The following is a 24,499-nucleotide window of genomic DNA, read 5'->3' on the forward strand; positions in this document are numbered from 1 at the left end:
GCTCCCCGAGTGTCGCCGCGGCGGCGGGAGCCGCGCCCATAGCATGACCTGGCGCGGTCACCGACCTGTCGGCAGCAGGCCGGGCCGTTCGATTGGTTCCTGGGGGCCCATGCGGTCGCGCATCCGGCGAGCGAGGGTGGCGCTGACGAGGCGCACCGGGTTGGGCCCGGCGCCGGACGACTGGAGGTTGGTGACCATGACGGTGATGTCCGTGCCCAGGTTCGAGCGGTTCTTCCGGGTGGCGGCGGGACTTGATGTCGACAAGAACGACCTCAAGCGCTACAGCGACTTCGTGGACGCCAAAGTCTACGATCTGCTGCTCATCGCCGAGGCGGTCGCGAAGGCCAATGCCCGGGACGTGATCGTGCCGTGGGATCTGCCGATCACCAAGGGGCTACAGGAGAACATCCACCGCTTCCGGGACCTCGACCACGAGATCGAGTTGAAGCCCATCCTCGATCAGCTCGTCAGGCACCCGCCGCTGGACCGCGCGCCCGACGACGCGACGGAGGCGAGGTTGCCGGAAATCGTCGGCGGGCTCAGTCTGGCGCTCGCCAAAGCATTCAAGATCATCTACCCGGACCTGAAGAACCCGCAGACCAAGCACTGGGAGACGGTCTGGCCGCTCTTCAATCTCCTGCTGTGACACCGGGGTTGTGAATGCCGAGAGCGATGCGGTGGCCGCCGGACCGGCTAGGAGGGCATGACCGCGGACATCGAGGCGGGCATACGCGCCTTGAGGTCCTTCCACTCGCCCTCGCTGATGTGGTGTTCGAGGACATGCAGGACCGTGCGCACCAGTTGCTCGGTATCGCCCTCGATCGCGTACGGAAAGTCGTGCCGGACCCGCCGGAAGAATTCCTCGCTGTTCAATTTCACGGGCGTCTCCGCGGGCTTCCACCCGTCGTAGTAGACGCCGCGCAGCAAGGTCGGAAGCTGTGCTCCGAAGTGCACGGCCTCATCGACCGACAGCCGGTCCCGCAGGTGGTGCAGGACCGCGCGCAGAGCGGCGTACGACTGCTTCCGGCGCTCCTTGGGCCACCCATAGGCGTGCTCGATCTCCTTCAGGACGTGGTTGGCCTTGTCGACCATGGTGTCGAACGAGGAAAAGCCTGCCGCAACCATCATGTAGCCCTTCCGATGCCCGCGGCGGCACCCGGCGGAGCGGGGCCGCCGCGGGAGAAAGCCGGATCCCGGCGGTCTCAGCCGCCCTGGCGTTCGCTGCTCTCGGTTATCTCGATGTGACGGGGCTTGGCGGTCGCCGCCTTGGGGACGGTGATCGTGAGCACGCCGCTGGACATGCTCGCCGCGACGTCTTCGGTGTTCACTTCGCTCGGAAGCAGCAACCGGTACTCGAAGCGACCGGTACGGCGACTGCTGTGCCGCATGATGCCTTTGCGCTCCCGTTCCTTGATCTCCCCCGTGACGGCCAGCTCCTGACCATTGACCTCGATGTCGACGTCCTTGCGGTCCACGCCGGGGAGCTCGAGCTCTATGTGATAGGCGTCGTCGGCTTCGGTCACATCGGCGGACGGCGTCCACGCCGTTATGGCGGGAGCCGTGCTTCCGAACGTGGATTCGAGCAGACCGCCCATCTGGTTGATGAGGTCGTCGAATTCCAGAAGCGGATTGCGCGCCCAGGCCCTGGGACGCTCCACCGTTCCCTGGCCTCGCTGCTGTCGGCGAACCGGCATGTTCATCGTCCGTCACCTCCGGTGTCGGTTAGTTGGCAGGGGATGTGTTGCGACCACCGCCCGGCTCGGCGAACCGACCGGACGGAGCTTCTGGGTCATCGGGGTGGCGCGCGACGTCGACGGTGGTGTGGCCGAGGTGCTCATGGACCTGGTGGACGGCCATCGCCCCTTCGCCGGCGGCGGAGGCCACCCGCTTGACGGAGCCACTGCGCACATCGCCCGCGGCGAAGACCCCGGGCAGGCTGGTCTCCAGCCCCAGACAGGTACGGCCCTGGCCCTCCCAGACCGTGCCACTCGCGCGGGCCTGCGCCGAGGCGCCGGTGAGCACGAAGCCCCGGTCGTCCAGGGCGACCACGTCGCCGAGCCACGCCGTACGGGGCCGGGTCCCGATGAAGACGAACATCGCGCGCACGACCAGATTGCGGCGCTCCCCCGTACGGTTGTTCTCCACCACGATGGCCCGCAGGACATCGTCGCCCTCCACCACCCCGCGCACCTCGCTGTTCAGCAGCACATTCACTCGTGGATGACGTTCGATCTGGTCGACGAGGTAACGGGACATCTTGGCGCCGAGGTCCGGGCCCCGGATCAGCAGATGCACGCGCGGGACGCGCTGTGCGAGGAAGAGGACGGCCTGGCCCGCGGAGTTACCGCCGCCGACCACCGCGACCGGATCCGCGCTGCACTGCTGCGCCTCGTACACGGTCGCCGCATAGTAGACGCTCGTCCGCTCCACCCGTTCGATGCCGGGCACTTCGAGCCTGCGGTACCAGGCGCCCGTTGCCAGCACGACGGTGTGGGCCACCACATCGCCGCGCTCGGCGAAGGTGATGCGGTAGGCACCCTCCTCGGGCTTGAGCGAGGTGGCCTCCGCGGGAACCCAGACCCGGGCCTCGAACTTGCGCGCCTGGAGCTCGCCTCGTGCGGCGAGGTCGGAACCGGAGATCCCGGTCGGAAAGCCGAAGTAGTTCTCGATGAGAGACGAGGTGCTGGCCTGGCCGCCCGTGGCGATCGCGTCCATGAGGTCGGTGGTCAGTCCTTCAGAGGCGCTGTAGACGGCGGCCGCGAGCCCGGCGGGTCCGGAGCCGACGATGAGCAGATCGCTGCGCCTCTCCTCGGTGAACGGAGGGGAGAGACCGATGAGCCGCGCCAGTTCTGCGTTGCTGGGGTTGCGCAGCACCCGCTGATCGCGCCAGATGACGATCGGTGTCTCCTCCGGGGGGATGGAGAAGCGGCGCAGCAGTGCCTCGGCCTCCTGGTCGGCCTCCAGGTCGATCCAGCGGTGCGGCAGCCGGTTGCGGGCCGCGAACTCGCGCAGCCGCCGGGTGTCGGGTGAGTAGCGCGAGCCGAGGATCCGGAAGCCAGCGCCGGCGCCGACGAGCAGCGCGCGGCGGCCCAGATAAGCGCGGAGGATGAGGTCGCCGAGGATCGGATCGCGGCCGACCAGCACCCGCAGCCGGTCGATCGGAAGGGACAGCACCTCCCCGGGCTCACGGACCCGGGCGGTGTAGAAGGCCACCTGTCCCTGGAGCAGCCCCAGCTCGCCGAGGAAGCGCCCCGGCCCGTGCACCCTCAAGACCCGCTCGTCGGGGGTGCCGTGGGCCTCTACGACCTCGATGGAGCCGCTGAGGATGACCAGGAACTCCGCACACCCCTCCCCCTCCCGGACCAGCACCTGGCCCGGCTCGACCCGGAAGCGCTCCGCGTGTTCGGCGAGGAACGCGATCTGGGCTTGCGACAGCCGGGGGTAGGCGCCGTACAGATCCGGGGTCTCGAACGACACCGCCTCGTCGGGAGCGGCCTCGGGGGGCCGGTCGTCGCCTGCCATCAGGCCGGCGCCTCGTGGGCGTAGCACCAGCGCCAGTTCTCGCCCGGCTCCATGGGTTCCACGATGGGGTGCTGCTCGGCGTAGGCGTGGGCGCGCGCGTGCTTGAGCGGCGAGGAGTCGCAGCATCCCACGTGCCCGCAGGTCAGGCAGAGCCGCAGATGGACCCAGGGGGACCCCAGGCGCAGGCACTCCTCACACCCCTCGGGGCTGCGCGGGGAGACCGGGCGCACCATCGACAGGTGCGGATCGGGTTCGATGGCCATGGACGTCACCCTCTCTTGCTGTCCCGCCGGCCCGCCGTCACCTGCTCGACCCACGAGCGCAGGGTGCCCGCCGGGGCGGCACCCGCGCGGCGGGCGACCGGCTCCCCCTTGTCCAGGATGAGCAGGGTCGGCACGGCCTGCACCTCGAACCGCTGGGCGAGGTGCGGATTACGGTCGATGTCGACCTTGACGAGCTTGACCTTGCCCGCCAGCTCCGTGGCGACCTGCTCAAGTGCGGGGCTGACCATCCGGCAGGGCCCACACCAAGTCGCCCACAGATCCACGACGACGAGGGGCGTCGCCTTCTCCGCGACCTCGGCGAAGTCGTGCTCGTCCGCGTCCACGATCCACGGCAGCGGCGACTTGCAGTTGCCGCACCGAGGGGCGCCCTCGGCCGCCGCGGGGATCTTGTTCGCGCGTCCGCAGGTGGGGCACTTGATGGTCCGGGCTTTGATCGTTGGGCTTGGCATGGCCGGTCACGCCGCCTCTCCGACTTCCTGCCGGGCCCGCTCCTCGAGGTGCTCGCCCGATGGCTGTTCGTAGGTGATCAGCAGTTCGCCGTGCTGGGCGTCGACTTTGACGGTGGCGCCTTCCTCGACATCGCCGCGCAGCAGGGCGCGTCCGATGAGGGTCTCCACCTCATGGGAGATGAAGCGGCGCAGTGGACGGGCCCCGTACACCGGGTCGTAGCCTTCGTGGGCGATCACCTTGCGGCCGGCGGGGGTCAGTTCGACGGCGATCAGGCGCTCGGCCAGCCGCTTGCGCAGTTCGTTGAACTGGAGTTCCACGATCTTCTCGATCTGGGGCTCGCCGAGGGGCTTGAACAGCACGATGTCATCGACGCGGTTGAGGAATTCGGGGCGGAAGTGGCCGCGCAGCTCGGTCATCACCAGGCTCCGGGCGTCCGGTTTGAGTTCGCCGTCGTAGGTGACGCCGTCGAGCAGGTGCATGGAGCCGATGTTGGAAGTCATGATGATCACGGTGTTGCGGAAGTCCACCAGCCGTCCCTGGGCGTCGGTGATCCGGCCGTCGTCCAGAACCTGCAGCAGGGTGTTGAAGACATCGGTGTGCGCCTTCTCGATCTCGTCGAAGAGCACCACCGAGTACGGCTTGCGCCGCACCGCCTCGGTGAGCTGACCGCCCTCCTCGTAGCCGATGTATCCGGGAGGGGCGCCGACCAGCCGGCTGACGGTGTGCCGCTCCTGGTACTCGCTCATGTCCAGGCGGATCATGTTCTCCTGGGTGTCGAAGAGCGCGGCGGCCAGTGCCTTGGCCAGCTCGGTCTTTCCGACGCCGGTGGGGCCGAGGAAGATGAACGAGCCGATCGGGCGGCGCGGGTCCCGGATGCCCGAGCGGGCCCGGATGATGGCGTCGGTGACCAGCTTGACGGCCTCGTCCTGGCCGATGACCCGCTCCTGGAGGATCTGGTCCAGGCGCAGCAGTTTCTCCCGTTCGCCCTCCTGCAGGCGGGAGACCGGGATGCCGGTCCAGGCGGAGACGATGTCGGCGATCTCCTCCTCGGTGACCACCTCGCGCAGCAGCCGGTGCGTCCCCTGTTTGGCGGCCAGCTGCTCCTCCTCGGCGGCCAGCTTGCGTTCCAGTTCCTGGAGCCTGCCGTAGCGCAGTTCGGCGGCGCGGTTGAGGTCGTAGGCGCGCTCGGCCTCCTCGGCCTCGCGGCGTACCTCCTCCAGTTCCCGGCGCAGCTCCTGCACCCGGCGGATGGACTGCCGCTCGGCCTCCCACTGGGCGTGCTTGGCGTCGGCCTCGGCGCGCAGATCGGCCAGTTCGCGGCGGAGTTCCTCCAGCCGTTGCCGGCTGGCCGGGTCGGTCTCTTTGGAGAGCGCGGCCTCCTCGATCTCCAGCCGGGTGACCCGGCGGGTGGTCTCGTCCAGTTCGGCGGGCATGGAGTCGATCTCGGTACGCAGCCGGGCGCATGCCTCGTCCACCAGGTCGATGGCCTTGTCCGGCAGGAACCGGTCGCTGATGTAGCGGTGGCTGAGGGTGGCGGCGGAGACCAGGGCGGTGTCCTGGATCTTGACGCCGTGGAAGACCTCAAGGCGCTCGCGCAGGCCCCGCAGGATGGAGATGGTGTCCTCCACGCTCGGCTCGTCCACGAGCACCATCTGGAAGCGGCGCTCCAGCGCGGCGTCCTTCTCGATGTGCTTGCGGTATTCGTCGAGGGTGGTCGCGCCGATCATGTGCAGTTCACCGCGGGCCAGCATCGGCTTGAGCATGTTCCCGGCGTCCATGGCGCCCTCGGCGGCCCCGGCGCCGACCACGGTGTGCAGCTCGTCGATGAACAGCAGGATCCGCCCCTGGGCGGAGGTGACCTCGGTGAGCACGGCCTTGAGCCGCTCCTCGAACTCCCCGCGGTACTTCGCGCCGGCCACCAGGGAGCCCATGTCCAGGGCGAAGACGGTCTTGTCGCGCAATCCCTCGGGCACGTCGCCGCGGACGATGCGCTGGGCCAGGCCCTCGACGATGGCGGTCTTGCCGACGCCGGGGTCGCCGATGAGCACCGGGTTGTTCTTCGTCTTGCGGCTGAGGATCTGGGTCACCCGGCGGATCTCGGCGTCCCGGCCGATCACCGGGTCCAGCTTGCCCGCACGGGCCTCCAGCACCAGGTCCCGGCCGTACTTCTCCAGCGCCTCGTACGCCACCTCGGGGTTGGCGGAGGTGACCCGTTGGCTGCCGCGCACCTGGGTGAGCGCGTGCAGGAACGCCTCCTTGGTGACGCCGTGCTCCCCCAGCACCCGCCCCGCCGCGGTGGCGGACCCCTCCTCGGCGAGCGCCAGCACCAGGTGCTCCACCGAGACGTACTCATCCTTCAGGCGCCCCGCCTCCCGCTCTGCGGCATCCAGCAGGTGGGCCAGCCGCTGGGTGATGAAGACCTGCCCCGGTGCGGCCCCCGGGCCGGTGACCCTGGGTTTGCGCGCCAGCTCGGCCTCCAGCAGGGTGCGCACCGCCTCCGGGTCGGCGCCCACCTGGCCGATCAGCCGCGGGATCAGACCCTCCGGCTGGTCCAGGAGCGCGAACAGCAGATGCTCGCCGTCGACTTCGGTGTGCCCGAACCGCATCGCAGTGGTCTGGGCGTTCTGGAGGGCTTCCTGGGACTTCTGGGTGAGGCGGTTCATGTCCATGGCGGTTGTTCACTCCTCACGCCACTGCGGCGCAATGCGGCCTCGAGCCGGTCGACTTCGGTGTGCCCGAACCGCATCGCAGTGGTCTGGGCGTTCTGGAGGGCTTCCTGGGACTTCTGGGTGAGGCGGTTCATGTCCATGGCAGTTGTTCACTCCTCACGCCACTGCGGCGCAATGCGGCCTCGAGCCGGTCGATGCGGTCGAGCAGATCGAGCACCAGGCCGATGGAGGCGTAGTTGAGGCAGAGTCCGGTGTGCAGCCGCTCGACGCGGCCCAGCACCGCCGGGGCGCCCGGGGCGAACACCAGCCGCCCCGCGGCGTCGCGCTCGGCGTCGACCAGACCGAGGGCGACGAAGCGCCGGATCAGTTCGGGGTGCAGCCCGGTGCGGCTGGCCACGGTCTCCAGGGTCAGCCTGCGGGCGGGCACTAGCTCGTAGTGGACGGACGTCACGGGCGCGTACCGGGTGGCCGTGACGGTCCCTCGTGCGTGGGTGCTCATCGCTCCCTCCTGGGGTCGAAGGAGGAGGTGCGGCCCAGCTCCTCGAACAGCTCCCGTTCGCGGTCGGTGGGTTCGGGCGGCACCATGACGCGGATCTCGGCGTAGAAGTCGCCGTTCGGACCGCGGGGGTTGGGCATGCCCTCGCCGCGCAGCCGCAGCCGGCGGCCGCTGGAGGACCCGGGCGGAACCGTCACCTTGGCGGTGCCGCCGGGCGTGGGCACAGGGACGGTCGCGCCGAGCGCGGCCTCCCACGGTGCCACCGGAAGGTGGACGTGAACGTTCCGGCCGTCCAGCCGGAACCGCGGATGGGGCTGGATCCGCACCCGTAGATACAGATCCCCGGCCGGTGCGTCACCGGTGCCCCGGCCGCCCTGCCCGGCCAGCCGGATGCGCTGCCCATCGACGACCCCTGCCGGGACGTTCACCTCGAAGGTGCGCTGCTGCCCCGAGGCCCCGGCCAGAGTGACGCCGCGCCGCCCGCCGCGGTACGCGTCCTCGACGGTGAGCGGCAGCTCCGCCTCCTGATCGGCCCCGGGGATGGTGACGCCGCCCGCGCCGCCCGGCCCCGCCCCGCCGCCGCCGAAGAACGCGCCGAACAGGTCCTCGAAGTCCACTCCGCCGCCCCCGGCGTCCTCGCCGAAGCCACGGACGAACCGGACCCGGTCCCCGTCCCCGGAGGTCGTCCAGCCGCGGAAGCCACCGCCTCCGCCAACACCGCCGCCGACACCACCGGCGCCGGCGCCGGCGCCGACGCGCTCCTCCCAGTCCTCGGGGATCTTGCGGAAGTCCTCGCCGAACCGGTCGTAACGGGCACGGGTCTTCGGGTCGGAGAGCACGCTGTAGGCGTCGTTGAGCTCCTTGAACCGCTCCTCCGCGTTCGGGTCCTTGTTCACATCCGGGTGATGGCGGCGGGCCCGGGTGCGGAACGCCTGCTGGATCTCGTCCTGGCTCGCCCCCCGGGAGACCCCGAGCACCTCGTAGTAGTCCCGTGCCATGGCCGGCTCACTCCCGCTTCGCCACGGCCACGGCCACCGGCCTCAGCTGGTTGCCGGGGTCCCCGTAGCCAGGGCGCAGGACCTGGACCACGGTGCCCGGTTCCGCCTCGGGGTCCTCGACCACACCCACCACTTCGTGCCGGGCCGGGTCGAACGGCACCCCCGTCTCGCCCCGCCGCTCGTAGCCCAGCCGGGCCAGGGTGTTCACGGCCTGGTCACGGATGGCCTTGACGCCCTCCACGATCGAACCGGGGTCGGCCTCGGCATGGGAGAGGGCGAGTTCGAGATTGTCGATGACGGGCAGCAGGACCGCCGCCGTACTGGCCCGCTCGGCAGCCCGCTCCCGCTCCAGCTCCCTGGTGTGGCGCTTGCGCAGGTTCTCCAGATCAGCCAGGGCCCGGCGCCAGCGGTCGTCCAGCTCCGCCAGCGCGGCAGCCTGCCCGCCGGACGCCTCGCCGGACGCGGTGTCGGCGGGGCCGCCGGCCGCGTCCGGACCGGGGCCCTCCCCGCCCGCGCCGCGCACCTCCGCGGTACCCGGGGCAGGCAGATCCGGCTCCGGCTCCGTCACGGCGCCCTCCGGCACCGGCTCGGGCTGCTGCGGTTGAGTGGACATGGCGGCCTCTCCGTCAGCCTTCCTCTACTTTCGCCGTATCGGCCGTATCGGCCGTATCGGCCGTATCGGCCGGGTCGGTCGTACGGGCCCGGCTGGTCAGTCCTTGTCGAACTCGGCGTCGATGACGTCCTCATGACCTCCGCCGCCCCCGGCCCCGCCCCCGGCCCCGGCGTCCTGGGCGCCGCCCGCCGCGCCCGGACCGGCACCGGCCGTCTCATGCGCGGCCAGGCCCGCGTAGACCTGCTGAAGCTCGGAGACCAGCGGCCTGGTCCGGTCGACACCCGCCTCGTTCCTGACCGCCTCACGGGCATCATTCACCAGCATCTCGGCACGCGACCGCTCATGGGAGGGCACCGCATCACCCAGGTCGGATAGCCGCTTCTCGACCTGGTAAGCGGTGGCGTCCAGCTCATTGCGCGCATCCACAGCCTCACGCAGCGCCTGGTCCTCACCGCGGTTGCGCTCAGCCTCCTGCACCATCCGCTCAACCTCACCACGGTCCAGATTGCCGGTCTCGCTGATCTGAACGGACTGCTCCTTGCCGGTGTCCTGATCCCGCGCCGTGACATTCAAAATGCCATTCGCATCGATATCGAAGGTCACCTCCACCTGCGGCTCACCCCGCGGCGCCGGACGGATACCCGTCAGCTGGAAACGCCCCAGCACCCGATTGTCAGCAGCCCGCTCACGCTCACCCTGCAGGATCACGATGTCCACCGCCTGCTGATTGTCCTCGGCCGTGGAGAACGTCTCAGTACGCCGCACCGGAATAGTCGTGTTCCGGTCGATGATCTTCGTCATCACACCACCACGCGTCTCCACACCCAGCGACAGCGGAGTGACATCCAGCAACAGGACATCCTTGACCTCACCCTTGAGCACCCCGGCCTGGATCGCGGCCCCCAGGGCCACGACCTCGTCGGGGTTGACGCTCATATTGGGCTCCTTGCCACCAGTCAGCCGGCGGACCAGAGCCTGTACGGCCGGGATCCGGGTCGAGCCGCCGACCAGGATCACCTCGTCGATATCGCTCTCCCCGGCCTTGGCATCAGCCATGGCCTGCTGCACCGGCCCCAGACAGCGCTCCACCAGATCAGCGGTGAGGTGCTCGAACGTAGACCGCATCACAGTTTCGGCCAGATGCTTGGGACCAGCGGCGTCCGCCGTGATGAACGGCAGACTGACCTGAGTCTGCGTCACCGAACTCAGCTCGGTCTTGGCCTTCTCCGCGGCCTCGAAGAGCCGCTGCAGCGCCTGCGGATCCCCGCGCAGATCGATGCCGTTCTCCTGCTGGAACGTGTCGGCGAAGTGGTCCACCAGCCGGCGGTCGAAATCGTCGCCGCCCAGGTGACTGTCGCCCGCGGTGGAACGCACCTCCACCACCCCGTCCCCGACATCCAGAATCGACACGTCGAAAGTGCCGCCGCCGAGGTCGAAGACCAGGACCGTCTCATGGCCCTTCCTGTCCAGGCCGTACGCGAGAGCAGCGGCAGTCGGCTCGTTGATGATCCGCAGCACCTTCAGACCGGCGATCTCACCGGCATCCTTGGTGGCGCTGCGCTGCGCGTCGTTGAAATACGCGGGCACCGTGACGACCGCCTCGGTGACCCGTTCGCCGAGCTGCTTCCCGGCGTCATCAGCCAGCTTGCGCAACACCCGGGCGCTGATCTCCTCCGGCGAGTACAGCTTCCCACGCACCTTGAACCGGGCCAGGCCCTGGTCATCCGGAACCACGTCGTAGGCCACCGCCCCGGCCTCGCCGGACACCTCCTCATAGTGCCGGCCGATGAACCGCTTGGCCGAGTAGACCGTGCCCTTGGGATTGAGAATCGCCTGGCGCCGGGCCAACTGCCCCACCAGCCGTTCACCGGAGTCGGTGAAGGCCACCACCGACGGTGTGGTGCGGCTTCCCTCGGAGTTCGGAACCACCGAGGACTCACCCCCCTCCCACACCGCGATCACCGAGTTGGTGGTACCCAGATCGATACCGACTGCCTTGGCCATGGCAACTCCTTCCGGAACGGCCGCGGGCCACACACAACCCGATCAGCCGCGGGAACAGGATCGGTGAGCAAGCCTTCTTCCAAGGGTGACAAATCGGACGCATGAACGCCCAGGCCTGTGGGGTCTAATGTCGGCGCCCCAGACCGCCACCGAGGACAGGTACGAGCGGGCGCGATCCGGGCGACCCGCACCCGGGCACACCGGCTCGCCGCTTCCCAGGCCGACCCGGGCAAGGATGGCCGCCCCGCGCGGCCAGGATGCGCCCCGGCCTCGTGGGCCTCGGGGCAGGCACCAGGACAGCGGCGCCCGGCCGCCGGGTCAGCCGGAACCGTCCGGGTGCAGGATGACCTTGGTCCAGCCCTCGTCCCGGCGGTCGAAGTGGTCATAGCCGTCGGGGGCCTGGTCCAGCGGAAGCTCATGGGAGACCACCCAGCCGGGCTTGGCCTTGCCCCCGGCGATCAGGTCGCGCAGTCGGCGGTTGTACCTCTTCACCGGTGCCTGGCCGGTGCCGATCTTCTGGCCCTTGAACCACAGCTTGCCCCAGTCGATGGGCACCTTGCCCTTGGCCTCGAAGTCGCCGATCTGGGGCTGGGCTTCCCTGCCGCCCGGATCCTCGGGGACGAACACGCCCACCACGCCGATGCAGCCGGTGAAGCGGACGTTCTCGATCAGGCCGTTCAACGTGCGGGAGGCGTCTTCGTGGCCCGATGGGTCATGGGCCTGGTAGCCGACGCACTCGCAGCCGTTGTCGGCGCCGAGCCCCATGGTGGCTTCCCTGATGACCTCGCCCGGGTCCTGCTCGCGCATGTCGATCGGTATGGCGCCGATCTCCTCGGCCTTGCGCAGCCGATCGGTGTGGAAGTCGCACACCCACACCCGTCCAGCACCCTTGATCACCGCCGAGTAGGCCGCCATCAGCCCCACGGGACCCGCACCGTAGATGACGGTCTGGTCCCCGGGCTTGACGCCCGCCATCTCGGTGGCGTGGTAGCCGGTGGGGAAGATGTCGGCCAGCATCACGTAGTCCCTCTGGCGCTCTTCGGCGTCCTCGCCCAGCCGCAGCGCGTTGAAGTCCGCGTACGGCACGCGCAGGAACTCGGCCTGGCCGCCCTGGTACGGCCCCATGTCCGCGAAGCCGTAAGCGGCTCCGGCGGCCGAGGGCTCGGGCTGCATGGTCAGGCAGTAGTTGGTCAAGCCGCGCTCGCACTGTTTGCAGAAACCGCAGGCGATGTTGAACGGCGGCACCACATACATGCCGACCTTGAGCTTTCTGACCGCCGAGCCGACCTCGACGACCTGCCCCAGGTTCTCGTGCCCGAAGATGCGGCCCCTCTCGAACGAGGTACGCCCTTCGTACATGTGCAGATCGGAGCCGCAGATATTGGTGGTGGTGATTTTGACGATCGCGTCGCAGGGGTGCTCGACCCTCGGATCGGGCTTCTCCTCGACCGTGACGTTCCGCGGTCCTTCGTATACAGCTGCTTTCATGATCACTCCTCGCCTCACCACCACACGCATGCGCCCACTGTCGTCACCCGGCCCAGGCCGCGAGTGATGGTGGATGGATGGTGGCGCGGCCGTCATGTCCTGCGGCCCCGCTGCGAGGGCGGCACATGCCGCCTGCTGTGGGAGACGAGTCGCCCTGTCCTCCACGGTCTCATCCGGGCACCTCGAACGCGACCGCGGTCGGCGGGGGTGGGGCGGCGCCCACGGCCCCGGTCATTCGTCGGAGAGATCCTGCTCGGCCCAGATGGTCTTGCCATGGACCTCCAGGCGAGTGCCCCAGCGCTGGGCGAGTTGGGCCACCAGGAAGAGGCCGCGGCCGCCCTCGTCGAAGGTGCGGGCCCGGCGCAGATGCGGTGCCGTGCTGCTGAAGTCGGAGACCTCGCAGAGGAGCGTGCGGTCGCGGATCAGGCGCAGCCGGATGGGCGGGCGGCCGTAGCGGATCGCGTTGGTGACCAGTTCGCTGACGACCAGCTCGGTGGTGAAGACCAGCTTCTCCAGTCCCCAGTCCATCAGCCGGGCGGTGACCTCCCGCCGGATCCGGGGGACGACGGCGGGTTCCGGGGGGATCTCCCAGGTGGCGACCCGGTCGGGGCCGAGGGCCCGGGCGCGCGCGAGGAGCAGGGCGACATCGTCGTCGGGGCGGGCGGGGAGCAGAGTCCGCAGGACAGTGTCACCGAGGGCGTCCAGGGACGGGCCCGGCTGGGCCAGGGCCTCGCACAGCGCCTCCAGTCCCTGGTCGATCGCTCGGTCGCTGCCCTCGACCAGACCGTCGGTGTAGAGGGCGAGGACACTGCCCTCGGACAGTTCGGTCTCGACCGCCTCGAAGGGCAGGGTGCCGAGGCCGAGGGGCGGGCCGTTGGGGACGTCGAGGATGTCGGCGCTGCCGTCCGGGGTGACCACGACGGGCGGGAGGTGGCCGGCGCTGGCGAGCGTGCAATGGCGGGAGACCGGATCGTAGACCGCGTACAGGCAGGTGGCACCGGTGGCCCCGGGGGGTTCGGGATCGTCCTCGGCCGCCAGCCGGGTCACGAGACCGGCGAGGTGGGTGAGCAGCTCGCCGGGCGGCAGATCGATATCGGCCAGGGTGCGTATGGCGCTGCGCAGCCGCCCCATGGTGGCGGATGCCTCGACGCCACGGCCCACGGTATCGCCGACCACCAGGGCGGCGCGAGCGCCGGAGAGCGGGATCACGTCGAACCAGTCGCCGCCGACGCCGGCCCAGGTTTCCGAGGGCAGATAGCGCGAGGTGACCTCCATCGCGGCCAGGTCGGGCAGGCGCCGCGGCAGCAGATTGCGCTGCAGAGCCCTGGCCGTCATGCGCTCGCGCTTGTAGCGGCGTGCGTTGTCCACGCATACGGCCGCTCGGGCCGTGATCTCCTCGGCCAGCAGCAGGTCGTCCTCGTCGAAGGGTACCGGCGTCCGATGGCGCGCGAAGAACACCACGCCAAGGGTGACACCGCGGGTGCGCATCGGCACCACCAGCTCCGAGTGGATTCCGTACTCCCGGATCCGGGCGGCCCGTACCGGGTCGAGGGCGTCCCACCGGACCATGAGCTCGTCGCTCACCTGGTAGAGGATGGCCCGGCCCTCGGCCAGGCATTCGCCCGACGGTGAGGACTCCGGGTGGGTGTCCAGTTCGCCCACGCCGACCACGGCCTCCGGGGTTCCGGGGAGGACGGAGCGATGGGCTGCGCGGCGCATGGTGATGGGGCCGGACAGCCGGCCCGAGGGGGGTTCCTCACCCTGGTCGAGAAAGGTGAGCAGGTCGACGCCGACGAAATCGGCGACCCGGGGGACAGCCACGTCGGCCAGTTCATGGGTGACATGCGCGAGGTCCAGGGTGGAGCCGATGCGCTTCCCCGCCTCGTTCAGCAGCAGCAACCGTTCCTGGGCCTGGTGCCGGCGGGCCGTGTCGTAGGCGGCGAAGCACACGCCGTACACGCGGCCCCTCCGGTCCTTGAGCGGCGCGAGCGAGATCGTCCAGGCATGCTCACGGCTCTCCCCGGGCACCCGCACATAAACCTCCAGGACCTGCCGTTCGCCGCTTTCCAGCGCGCGGCGCATGCCCTCCTCCGTCTTCTCGCTCTCCGGGTGCGGCAGGAGTTCGACCAGACGCATACCGCGCATCCGATCCTCGGTGACGGCCGCCGCCGCCTCCATTTCGGCGTTCGCCCGCACCAGCCGCAGGTCCGTGTCGAAGACCGCGAGCACGCACGGGGCCTGGGTGAACGCCCCCACAGCCGCGTCGGCCTCGGGCGAACGCGGTTCCCGCGCGACGGCGGACACCAGGAGCCACCCGGTGGCACCGCCGTCCGCCACCACGCGGTGCGCCAGTGCCTCCGCCTCCACCCGATGGCCGTCACGGTGGCACAGCCCCGCCCGTCCGCTCCACTTCGACCGGCCGGCCAGGCAGCGCCCGACCGCCTCGGCGGCGGTCTCCCCGGCCCACAGCTCGGTCACCGCTCGCCCCACGATCTCCTCGGGCCGGTAGCCGAGCAGCCGCTGGGCGCCATCGCTCCACCCGGTCACGACGCAGTGCGAATCCATCGTGGCCGTGGCCAGGTACACCATGTCGAGAGGCTCGTTCACCACGGAGGACATCGTCTTACGGTCCCGGCGGCCACCATTCGATCATCAGAATCGTGGCGTCGTCGCTGAGTTCGTTGCACCGACGGTCGACGATGGCATGAACAAGCAGGCGGAGCACCTCCGTGGCGTTCTGCCCGGCGGCCGTCGACCGGATGATGGGGTCGGTGAAGCGGTCCAGGCCGAATTGTTCGCCTCCCTCATCGCGCGATTCCACGACACCGTCGGTGTACAGCGGAATCCGGTCACCGCGTTCCAGGGATGCCGCGTGCATCTGCCGGGGACCAGCGGCCAGGCTGGCGGGCAGCCCCAGCGGAAGCTCGGAAGGCCGCTCCAGTTCCTCCTCCAGCAGCCGGTGGCGGCGGATGAGCGAGGGGGACGGATGGCCGCAGTTTGACCAGCGCAGCACCCCCGTGGGCATGTGCAACTGGGTGAAGATGCCAGTGCAGACCTGATCCGGGAGCCAGGTCGACAGCGCCGAGTCCACGGCGCCGACGAGCGAGGCCAGGTCGGCGCCCGTACGCCGGGCGTTGCGTGACCCCGCCATGGCCACGGAGGTGGCGAGGCCGGGCGCCAGATCGTGGCCCATGACGTCGAGGATCGTGGCGTGCAGCACGTCCTCGGTGAACGAATGGTCGAAGGCATCGCCTCCCAGCTCGTACGCGGGCTCCAGGACCGCGGTGGAGACCACCCGGCCGGTACCGATCGAACGTGGTGGCAGAAAGGCCCGCACCATCTCCGTGGACAGCTGCATGGGCCGGGTCCGGGTGCGCTGCGCGAACGTGTCGATGTCGGTGCGCTTGGAGGTGATCACCAAGCCGAGGATCGAGGCCAGCGCCCGCGAGCGCCACAGCCGCAGCCCGTCCAGGGACTCCATCCGCAGGCGCAGGGCTCCCAGCCGCTCGGCCCCGTTGGCCAGCGGCAGCCATACGACCAGCCCGCCCGAGCCGTCCTCCTCCACCCGCAGGGCGTCCGTGCGGTACGCCCATCCGGCGAGGGAGGCGTCCACCGGGAGTTCCGTCTCATCCTCGGCCAGCGGCAGCAGCAGCCTCTGCTGGAGATCGATCAGATGGACGACGGCACGGCCCAAGCCCATGGCCCCGGCATAGCGGTTCAGGACCTCCGGGAACTCAGCAGGGGAGGCTTGCTGGGTGGCGCTGACCAGCTCCTCGAGCAGCTGTTCGGCGGCCCCGGCCGAGGTCGGCACATCCGTGTCCACCATACGAGCAACTGTACGGCGGGCTCTCTTCCGGCGTCGTCCGCGGCCACCGTCCCGGCCTCCCCGCGGGGCCGACTCAGCCCTCCTCCGTCGGTCGGCGGCCGAGGCACGCCCTCGCGCTCCGCACGGGCCACCTGTTTCTCCGCCTCGTCCAGCTGAACGCGCCGCTCTTGCCGGGCCGGCTCGACGCCCCGTTCGTCCACCACGACCTGATCCCGGCCCTCGGCCCGATCCGCCTGGACGAACTCGCCTACGAACACACCCACCACTTCGTACAAGCCCAGCTCACCGCAGGCCGCGGACGCCCCACCATCTGGCACATCCTCGCCACCCTCTCCAGCGCGATCGGCGACGCCGTCCGCCAACACCGACTCCCCGTGAACGTCGTCCGGCCCACCGTGCTGCCACGCCCGGCCTCCGCCGAACGCACCATCTGGACCCCGACCCAGGCAATCCGCTTCCTCCGCCACTGCCACACAGCCGATCCGGACTTCGCCGACCTGACCGAGTTCCTCATCGGCACCGGCCTCCGCAAAGGCGAAGCCCTCAGCCTGCACTGGGACGACGTCCACCTCTGCTCACGCACCGGCTACATTCGCTGGACCCTCTCGGCGATCGACAACAACAAGCTCGCCCTGACCGTCCCGAAAACCCGCAAGAGCAGCGACTCGTATCGCGCTGCCCTCAGGCTGTGGAGCCGTCCTTCGAATGCACCGACGTCCATGGAGCGCCCTCGCCCGGCAACGGCCCCCATACGAGTGCGCCCCGGTGAAATCCGGGTGTGGCCTCGGCCATCAATGGGCCGGTGCCTTGAGTGAGGGCTTCAGCAACAATGTCCAGGAACTCGCTGAGGGATCCGTACCCAGGAGAGGTGAGCGGTGCCGACGGCGGCTCACCGCCCTCCTGGTTGAAGGTGGCGAGGCGGCCTTCGACGTCGATTGCCAGGCCGCCCCACGGGGGGAGGGAGTAGTCGGTGACGGCGAACGGAACCCACGACCCCCAGAACGGGTCGATGTTCCCTCCGCGGCCCCGGACTTGCGTGATTTCCTCAAGCGGCAGCAGATGATGCTGGGCGAGGAACAGGCCCGGGTCGTACTCGTCGGGGTCTCGGTCAAGGGCTGAAGCATCGACCGTTCCGTCGCACATCGTCAGCAGCGTCACCAGGTCGACGGGCAGGCCCATTCCCAATGCCTCCTCGGTGGAACGAACATCGGCCACGGCAGCGCCCGGCCGTAAGGTGGCGTGCGAGGCGGGCGCGTGCACCGCCAGCCAGTTGGTGATGGCGGCCCAGGCGGGCAGAACGTCGCTCATCATGTCCTCCATTGACGTAGGCGAGGGGAAAGAGGGGCACGCCTACCCGAAGTCCACCAGGTGGGCGTGCCCCTGCGTAGCCGGACCGCACAGGTCAGTCCATCCGAACCTGCGCGGCGCAGCGACCGGTCACTTCACACACCCCGGGGCCTTGCCGGATATCACCTTGGCGCAGCGGGCCGTCGTTGGCGGCGACACTATCTCGTCCTCGCCGGTCGGATCAGGGACACCCGGAATAGTCGTACCCCAGTCCATCCACCACCGCAGCGGGAGTCCCTGGAGAGGTCCTTGTCCTTGCTCCCAGAGGGGTTGTTGACGCCGCCGTTCCACTCGAAGTCGGCGGCTCCGGTGATGATGTGCTGGTCCTGGTTGCCGCTCCACCTGGACCGACCTCCGTAGAAGTCCCAGTCCTGGGCCTGCTTGTCGCAGCCGTCGGACTGGCACCACGACTGGACGTCAAGCAGAATCATTCCGTTCGCTCCGCCGGGGAACGGCAGCTTGGGTGCGGGGATCGACCAATCCCTCGGGTCGATCTGCATCCACGTCTTGATCTTGTTGCTCTCCGGATCGGTCTTCAGCATGTACAGCACGTCGAACATCTGCTGGTACACCTTCGGCGGCTGGGACGCCAGATCCGTAACCTCAAAGGTCACCTGTGTCGGCAGACACTCCTCGGTCCGCGTCATCTGCGCCTTGATGTTCACCAGCGTCTGGTCACACCACGCCCCCTTGATGATCGGGTCCGGGTATTCGGGCAGTCGCAACTGCCGTCGCGCACTCGCCGCTTCCTCCGGGCTGCGCTTCAACTCCGCCAGCGGCGTCAATGTCACCGTTGAACGGCTCTTCGGACCGGTGCTGCGATACATCTGCGGCCTGCCGTCCCTGACCATGTCGTTTTGCTGCACGGTGGCCCAATCCCACGCGGGCTGCGGCTCATCATGAGATCCGGGAGCGGTCGCGCCGATGTTCGGCTTGGGAAGGTCGATGTCGATCTTCTTGGCACGCCCGTGTCGGTACGCCTCGGCGACGCGAAGCCGTAGACGCGAGTCGCGCCCGTGTTGTCGGCCCGGTCCACTGACCGCACCTCCGCCTGATGGTTGCCGTCCTCGGCAGGGGCGGCGTAGAACGAGGTTTTGGCGGCGAAGCCGTTGTTGGTCGTCGGAGTGCGTTGCCACCCCTCAGTGCTGGTGTTACCGCTGTTACCGTCGTCGTCGGTGTCGGCCGGCCCGATCCGGTACTCCACGTCGCGGGCGTCATCGACGCCGGTATCGACATCGAACCGACCCCGCTCCCCCACGGCACCGCCCGGCAGGTTCTCCGGGTACGTTTCCGACACGACGCTCTTCGGCACACCGGGGGCGGTGGTGTCCACGACGAACTCCCGCCATGGCGAGAAGTTCAGGTTGCAGTGGGTGCCGTCGTAGGCGTTCGTGTGGCAACACGACCACCTCCACCAACAGCAACGCATCGCGCAGGAAACCGACACCTGGAAACGGCGCTTCACCAAGCACTCCGACCTCGATGGCACGATCTCCCAGGCCGTCCACACCACCGGCATCCGCCGCAGCCGATACCGAGACCAGGCCACAACAGCCCTGACCCACCACACGCCGCACCCACTTCGCCGACCCCGACCTCAAACCCCCACCCCGCAGGAAAACACGCACACGACGTCCGTGAATCGGGCGCCAGAGTCCGACAGGGTGCCGCCTGTGCTGTCCACCCCGGTATGTCGGCGCCCATGGCGACGGCGTAGGGCGACGGCGTAGGGCGACCGATCCACACGTAACGGGGGCCTGTCGGTACTGCTGGCGGGCGGCGCTTCACCGGGGGTCAGAGGCCGGATTCCGGGTGAGGGGCCGAGGGGTGCCGTTCTGTGTGACGAGGGGCAGCAGGCGATGGCTGACGCGCTCGCTGAGGGCGACTTCCGTCTTGGTGCGAACGACGCCCGGCGTCTTGATCAACTGCTGGATCACGTCTTCCAGATGGTGGTTCTCACGCGCCACGACCCTGCATACAAGATCTCCCTCGCCCGCTATGGTGTGCGCCTCGATCACCTCGGGTATCAGGACCAGCCGTCCTGTGACCTTGTCCAGCTGGCCCTGTGCCAGGTGGAGGTGGACGAAGGCGAGCACGGGATAGCCCATCCGCGCGGGGCTCAGATGCGGAGCGAGATCAGCGATCACGCCCTCGCGCTGCAGGCGTGTGAGGCGGGCCTGCACGGTGCCCCGTGCCACCCCGAGGATCCGCGCGTACTCGCGCATGCCGGCGCGCGGCTCTTCCAGCAGAAGGCGGAGGAGTGCGGTATCGAGGTCGTCCATGGCTGTACCGATGGCCTTTCCGCTGTCGGCTCGATGAGCCTCCGATGAGCTATTGGCTCAACATACTCTCGGATCTCTTGACATTTCTAGATATCGCATGCCTACTCTTTGGTCCACTTGCACAGTCATTCAGGGCTGGGGGGGAGAGTGTCGGCCGTCCATACTGAGGGCGTGGCGCAGTGGTACTCATCGGCCGACTTGAGGGCCGCAATGGGGGCGGAAGGCCAGATCCAGTGGATTCGAGGCGTCCGCGTCCAGCCGTACCCGCATTCCCCGGTGCACGGCTGAGGGGGTTATGTCGATGACGCGAGCACGCAGCGAAAAGCCCTCCTGTATATGGATCACTGAGTAGTTCCGTCGAGTATTGTCGCGGAAGATCGATGTGGCGTGCAGGACATCGCCGATGCCCTCGCTCAACACCCACCCCAGGCGGGACGATCTGCATATCGGGCACAATACGCGGCGGAACGCGGGTGTCTGGCACCAGAGGCAGCGTTGGAAGTAGAGATTCCCCTCGCTGAACCCGTTGAAGGACGCGCCCTCCGCTGGCCGGGGAAGCTCTGAACACCAACTCGTCGCTGTGGTCCTTGTGTCGAACATGATGATATCTCCCGGCCGTGAATGGAAATCAACGAGAGCCCCTTGTTTCACTGACTACCACCTTGGCCTTTCTCCGGGCAACCCCCGGCAGCAACCACTGCTCGGCCACACACTTCACACAACAGCGAGCCGAACTCGGTCGAGGTCGACCCGGATGTGCCAATGGCCTCTTGAGGTCAAGAGACGCTCATCGCTCACTGGGCCGGTGGCCCAGTGACGAGAGTTTCTCGTTGACGCACATCCATAGGCGGCCCATAGCATCAGTTGAATTGACCCCAGCTTTAATGTCCGAGGCCCTTGAGAGTCAGGTGATGTTTGGATGTCCGCAGCGGTTGTCCACGCGGCGACGGATGATGATTTCACGCTCGACGACCGTTATCTGAGGGAGCGGGGGACGGTCTACCTCACCGGCGTCCAGGCTCTGGTGCGTGTCCTCTTCGACCGGGTCAGGCATGACCGGCGGCTGGGACGGGACACCGCGGCCTTCGTCTCGGGGTACGAGGGCTCACCGTTGGCCGGCTTCGACCTGGAGCTCGCGCGACGCTCCGCGTTGCTGGCCGAGCACGCCATCTCCCATCAGCCGGGGCTGAACGAGGAACTGGCGGCCACCTCGGTGATGGGCAGCCAACTGGCGGGCGAGGCGACCCGTATGGGGCCGGACGGTGTGATCGGGCTCTGGTACGGCAAGTCCCCGGGGCTGGACCGCGCGGCCGATGCCTTCCGGCACGCCAACCTCGTGGGCGTCCCGGCCGCGAGCGGTGCGCTCGCGCTCGTCGGCGACGATCCGGTGGCCAAGTCCTCGACGGTGCCCTGCGCTTCCGAACGCGCCCTGGCGGACCTGGCGTTGCCGGTCCTCTACCCGGCGGATACGCAGGACATCCTGGACTACGGACTGCATGCCGTGGAACTGTCCCGGGCCAGTGGCGTCTGGGCCGCGATGAAGGTGGTCACCAACGTGGCGGACGCGGCCGGCACCGCGACAGTCGACCCCGGCTGGCGCCCTCCGGTCCTGACCCCGCGCGGCGGCACCACACCGTACAGCCACCGTCCGAGCGCCCATCTGCTGGGCACCAGCCTCGCCGCGCTGGAACGCAGCCTGCACACCGTACGGCTGCCGCTCGCCACCGAATACATCCGCGCCAGCGGCATCAACCGCTTGATCAGCGGCACCTCCGCCGACCGGATCGGCATCGTGGCCGCGGGGAAGCCGTACCTCGATCTCCGCCAGGCGCTGCGCGACCTGGGACTCGACGAGAAGGACCTCGCGCGCCACGGGATCCGGGTACTGAAGCTCGGTGCGATCCACCCCGTGGAGCCCACCATCATCAAGGAGTTCGCCGGCGGACTCACCGAGATCATCGTGGTGGAGGAGAAACGGTCCTTCATCGAGGCGGCCATCAAGGACATCCTCTACGCGGTGCCCGGCGCGCCCGCCGTGTACGGCAAGGTCGGCCCGGACGGTACGACGCTCTTCAGCGAGATCGGGGAACTGGGTCCCGAGACGATCGCGGCCGGGCTCGCCCGCCGCCTGACCGCACACAGGGACATCGGCTCCGTCACCGCCTGGCGGACGAGGCGCCGCAGGGAACGGATCTCCCTGCCCCTGCTGACCCGGACGCCGTATTTCTGCTCCGGTTGTCCACACAACTCATCGACGAAGGTTCCCGAAGGCTCGCTGGTGGGAGCCGGTATCGGCTGCCACACCATGGCCGTGTTCATGGAGCCCGAGCAGGTGGGGAACGTGGTCGGGCTGACCCAGATGGGCGGTGAGGGGGCCCAGTGGATCGGGATGGCCCCGTTCGTCGCCGACAAGCACTTCGTACAGAACATTGGCGACGGCACGTTCACCCACTCCGGCAGCCTCGCGGTACGGGCGGCCGTCGCCGCGGGGGTCAACATCACCTTCAAGCTCTTGTACAACTCGGCCGTCGCGATGACCGGCGGCCAGGATGCGGTCGGCGGCCTCCCCGTCGACCGGCTTGCCGCACTGCTGCTCCTGGAGGGGGTGGCGAAGGTGGTCATCACCAGCGACGCCCCGGAGCGGCTGCGCAAGACCAGGCTGCCCAAGGGCGTCGAGGTCCGCCATCGCGACCGGCTCCTCGGCACTCAGGAGGAACTGGCCGCCATACCTGGAGTCACCGTGCTCATCCACGATCAGGAGTGCGCGGCCGAGAAGCGGCGGAAGCGGCGCCGCGGCAAGGCGGCCACGCCCGATACCAAGGTGGTGATCAATGAGCGGGTCTGCGAGGGGTGCGGGGACTGCGGTACGAAGTCCAACTGCCTGTCCGTCCATCCGGTGGCCACGGAGTTCGGCCGTAAGACGGAGATCAACCAGTCCTCGTGCAACCTGGACTACTCCTGCCTCGACGGTGACTGCCCGTCCTTCCTGACCGTCGTCCCCGGGCGCTCCGAGCGCCGCCAGGACGTGCCCGACCTGGCTGCCGAAGCGTTGCCGACGCCTGAGCGGCGGACCATTTCCGATGACTTCACGGTGCGCATCACGGGAGTGGGCGGCACCGGTGTGGTCACGGTCGCCCAGGTCCTCGCCACTGCCGCGGTGATCGATGGCAGGCAGGTGCGCACCCTCGACCAGACGGGGCTGGCGCAGAAGGGCGGCGCCGTGGTGTCGGACATCAAGATCACGTCAGAGGTGGTGGAGCAGGCTGCAAAACTCGCCACCGCCGAATGCGATCTCTACCTGGCCTGCGACGCCCTGGTGGGCGCTGAAGCGCAGTATCTGGCGGCGGCGGACCCCGGCCGGACGACCGCCGTGGTCTGCACAACCGAGATCCCCACCGGCCGGATGATCATCGATCCCACGGTTACCTTCCCCGCGGAGGGCCGTATCCGCTCGGCCATCGATGCGGTCAGCGCGTACGCCGTGTATCTGGACGCCCGCGCGCTGGCGGAGGCGCTGTTCGACGACGACCAGTACGCCAACGTCCTGCAACTCGGCGCGGCGTTCCAGACCGGAGCGCTCCCACTGACCGCGGAAGCCATCGAGCGCGCGATCACGCTGAACGGCACGGCAGTGCGACGCAATCTTCAGGCATTCCGACGGGGCCGTCAGCTCGTCGACGACCCCGAGGCGTTCACAGCCGCCGCCACGCCCGGCCCGTCCGCCTCGGCCATGGCCACAGCCAGGCGTGTCCACCCGGCCGCTGGGCGGGTGCGGGCCATGGTCGGCGCGGACCCCGGCTCCGAACTGGCACGTCTGCTGGACATCCGGGTGCCGGACCTCATCGCGTACCAGGACGAGCGATACGCGCGGGAGTACGCGGAGTTCGTCGAGCGGGTCCGCCGCCACGAGCCGACCTCCACCGCGGTCACCGAGGCGGTCGCCCGCAACCTCTACAAGCTCATGGCCTACAAGGACGAGTACGAGGTCGCCCGACTCTCCCTCGAGCAGACGCTGACCCAGGACATCGAGGCCCGGTTCGGTGAAGGGGCGCGGTACTCCTACCGACTGCATCCTCCGGTGCTCAGAGCACTCGGCATGGATCGGAAGATCAGCCTGGGCCCCTGGTTCCGCCTGGTGTTCCGGACCCTCCGGGCCATGCGCAAGGTCCGCGGAACCCGCCTGGACCTCTTCGGCTACGTGGAGGTCCGCCGCGTCGAGCGCGAGCTGATCCTGGAGTACCGCGAAACCATCCTGGGAGCCCTGTCCACCGCGCGGCCCAATGATCTCGATGCCGTGATGGAGCTGGCAGAACTTCCCGACATGGTCCGCGGCTACGAGCAGATCAAGCTGGACAACGTCGATGCCTACCACCGACGGCGGACCGAGCTCCTGGAGAAGCTGCGGCCGACCCCCGTACACGAGGCGCCGACGCGTCGTTGAGACCAGGGTTCCGCGATTGCCTCACCATCGACAGAGAACGCCCAGCTCAGCAGCCTGATCGGAATAATGACACCCTTCA

21 protein-coding genes are annotated in these 24,499 nt (G+C 69.0%); 2 read left to right on the plus strand and 19 right to left on the minus strand.

The window, feature by feature from the left end:
• Positions 1 to 57: 57 nt before the first annotated feature.
• The gene (locus AS97_RS10115; protein WP_161500466.1) at positions 58 to 198 is read right to left on the minus strand and encodes a hypothetical protein; all 141 of its coding nucleotides are present in this window, start codon (positions 196 to 198) and stop codon (positions 58 to 60) included.
• Between AS97_RS10115 and AS97_RS10120 the strand changes: the two genes are divergently transcribed.
• Positions 197 to 646, plus strand: coding sequence for a DUF1931 family protein (locus AS97_RS10120; protein WP_059147434.1), 450 nt, complete (start codon positions 197 to 199; stop codon positions 644 to 646). The two genes, AS97_RS10115 and AS97_RS10120, sit on opposite strands and share 2 nt — an antisense overlap.
• A gap of 47 nt (positions 647 to 693) precedes the next feature.
• Here AS97_RS10120 and AS97_RS10125 read toward each other — a convergent pair whose 3' ends face one another.
• The 18 genes from AS97_RS10125 to AS97_RS10210 all read right to left on the minus strand — a co-directional run bounded on the left by AS97_RS10125 (position 694) and on the right by AS97_RS10210 (position 19,979).
• Entirely contained in the window at positions 694 to 1,128 is a 435-nt protein-coding gene (locus tag AS97_RS10125) for a DUF2267 domain-containing protein (RefSeq protein ID WP_236669985.1), read from the minus strand.
• 74 nt (positions 1,129 to 1,202) lie between these two features.
• Positions 1,203 to 1,700, minus strand: coding sequence for an Hsp20/alpha crystallin family protein (locus AS97_RS10130; protein ID WP_059147433.1), 498 nt, complete (start codon positions 1,698 to 1,700; stop codon positions 1,203 to 1,205).
• Between the two features lie 22 nt (positions 1,701 to 1,722).
• Complete coding sequence (locus tag AS97_RS10135; protein ID WP_210564739.1) at positions 1,723 to 3,522, minus strand: FAD-dependent oxidoreductase; 1,800 nt, start codon at positions 3,520 to 3,522, stop codon at positions 1,723 to 1,725.
• Positions 3,522 to 3,785, minus strand: a complete 264-nt coding sequence (locus tag AS97_RS10140) for a UBP-type zinc finger domain-containing protein (RefSeq protein ID WP_059147431.1) — start codon at positions 3,783 to 3,785, stop codon at positions 3,522 to 3,524. Before AS97_RS10140 ends, AS97_RS10135 begins: the two co-directional genes overlap by 1 nt.
• A gap of 5 nt (positions 3,786 to 3,790) precedes the next feature.
• Positions 3,791 to 4,255, minus strand: a complete 465-nt coding sequence (gene trxA / locus AS97_RS10145) for a thioredoxin (protein ID WP_059147430.1) — start codon at positions 4,253 to 4,255, stop codon at positions 3,791 to 3,793.
• Between the two features lie 6 nt (positions 4,256 to 4,261).
• A complete protein-coding gene (gene clpB / locus AS97_RS10150) occupies positions 4,262 to 6,925 on the minus strand; it encodes an ATP-dependent chaperone ClpB (RefSeq protein ID WP_210564740.1) in 2,664 nt (887 codons plus the stop codon).
• Positions 6,916 to 7,065 carry a hypothetical protein gene (locus tag AS97_RS10155; RefSeq protein WP_210564741.1) on the minus strand — a complete coding sequence of 50 codons (150 nt, stop codon included), beginning with the start codon at positions 7,063 to 7,065 and terminating at the stop codon, positions 6,916 to 6,918. The genes clpB and AS97_RS10155 overlap by 10 nt, the downstream gene beginning before the upstream one ends.
• Positions 7,056 to 7,424 carry a chaperone modulator CbpM gene (locus AS97_RS10160; RefSeq protein ID WP_210564742.1) on the minus strand — a complete coding sequence of 123 codons (369 nt, stop codon included), beginning with the start codon at positions 7,422 to 7,424 and terminating at the stop codon, positions 7,056 to 7,058. Before AS97_RS10160 ends, AS97_RS10155 begins: the two co-directional genes overlap by 10 nt.
• Positions 7,421 to 8,419 carry a DnaJ C-terminal domain-containing protein gene (locus AS97_RS10165; protein ID WP_125761986.1) on the minus strand — a complete coding sequence of 333 codons (999 nt, stop codon included), beginning with the start codon at positions 8,417 to 8,419 and terminating at the stop codon, positions 7,421 to 7,423. Before AS97_RS10165 ends, AS97_RS10160 begins: the two co-directional genes overlap by 4 nt.
• 7 nt (positions 8,420 to 8,426) lie before the next feature.
• Positions 8,427 to 9,032: a nucleotide exchange factor GrpE gene (locus AS97_RS10170; RefSeq protein WP_125761988.1), complete on the minus strand. Its 606-nt coding sequence runs from the start codon at positions 9,030 to 9,032 to the stop codon at positions 8,427 to 8,429.
• 96 nt (positions 9,033 to 9,128) lie between these two features.
• Positions 9,129 to 11,036, minus strand: coding sequence for a molecular chaperone DnaK (gene dnaK, locus AS97_RS10175; RefSeq protein WP_210564743.1), 1,908 nt, complete (start codon positions 11,034 to 11,036; stop codon positions 9,129 to 9,131).
• A 318-nt stretch (positions 11,037 to 11,354) separates the two neighbouring features.
• Positions 11,355 to 12,524 carry a glutathione-independent formaldehyde dehydrogenase gene (locus tag AS97_RS10180; protein ID WP_125760016.1) on the minus strand — a complete coding sequence of 390 codons (1,170 nt, stop codon included), beginning with the start codon at positions 12,522 to 12,524 and terminating at the stop codon, positions 11,355 to 11,357.
• Between the two features lie 231 nt (positions 12,525 to 12,755).
• Positions 12,756 to 15,143: a SpoIIE family protein phosphatase gene (locus AS97_RS10185; protein WP_059148092.1), complete on the minus strand. Its 2,388-nt coding sequence runs from the start codon at positions 15,141 to 15,143 to the stop codon at positions 12,756 to 12,758.
• Positions 15,144 to 15,147: 4 nt separating this feature from the next.
• A complete protein-coding gene (locus tag AS97_RS10190) occupies positions 15,148 to 16,350 on the minus strand; it encodes a PP2C family protein-serine/threonine phosphatase (protein WP_125760015.1) in 1,203 nt (400 codons plus the stop codon).
• A gap of 681 nt (positions 16,351 to 17,031) precedes the next feature.
• Entirely contained in the window at positions 17,032 to 17,670 is a 639-nt protein-coding gene (locus AS97_RS10195) for a hypothetical protein (protein ID WP_210564744.1), read from the minus strand.
• Between the two features lie 185 nt (positions 17,671 to 17,855).
• A complete protein-coding gene (locus AS97_RS10200) occupies positions 17,856 to 18,488 on the minus strand; it encodes a hypothetical protein (protein WP_210564745.1) in 633 nt (210 codons plus the stop codon).
• Positions 18,485 to 19,030: a hypothetical protein gene (locus AS97_RS10205; protein WP_210564746.1), complete on the minus strand. Its 546-nt coding sequence runs from the start codon at positions 19,028 to 19,030 to the stop codon at positions 18,485 to 18,487. Before AS97_RS10205 ends, AS97_RS10200 begins: the two co-directional genes overlap by 4 nt.
• Before the next feature lie 451 nt (positions 19,031 to 19,481).
• The gene (locus AS97_RS10210; RefSeq protein ID WP_210564747.1) at positions 19,482 to 19,979 is read right to left on the minus strand and encodes an Lrp/AsnC family transcriptional regulator; all 498 of its coding nucleotides are present in this window, start codon (positions 19,977 to 19,979) and stop codon (positions 19,482 to 19,484) included.
• 919 nt (positions 19,980 to 20,898) lie between these two features.
• Between AS97_RS10210 and AS97_RS10215 the strand changes: the two genes are divergently transcribed.
• On the plus strand, positions 20,899 to 24,420 hold the full coding sequence (locus AS97_RS10215; RefSeq protein WP_210564748.1) for an indolepyruvate ferredoxin oxidoreductase family protein: 3,522 nt from the start codon (positions 20,899 to 20,901) through the stop codon (positions 24,418 to 24,420).
• Positions 24,421 to 24,499 lie beyond the last annotated feature (79 nt).

The sequence above is a fragment of the Streptomyces sp. AgN23 genome, assembly GCF_001598115.1.
Lineage (GTDB): Bacteria > Actinomycetota > Actinomycetes > Streptomycetales > Streptomycetaceae > Streptomyces > Streptomyces antimycoticus.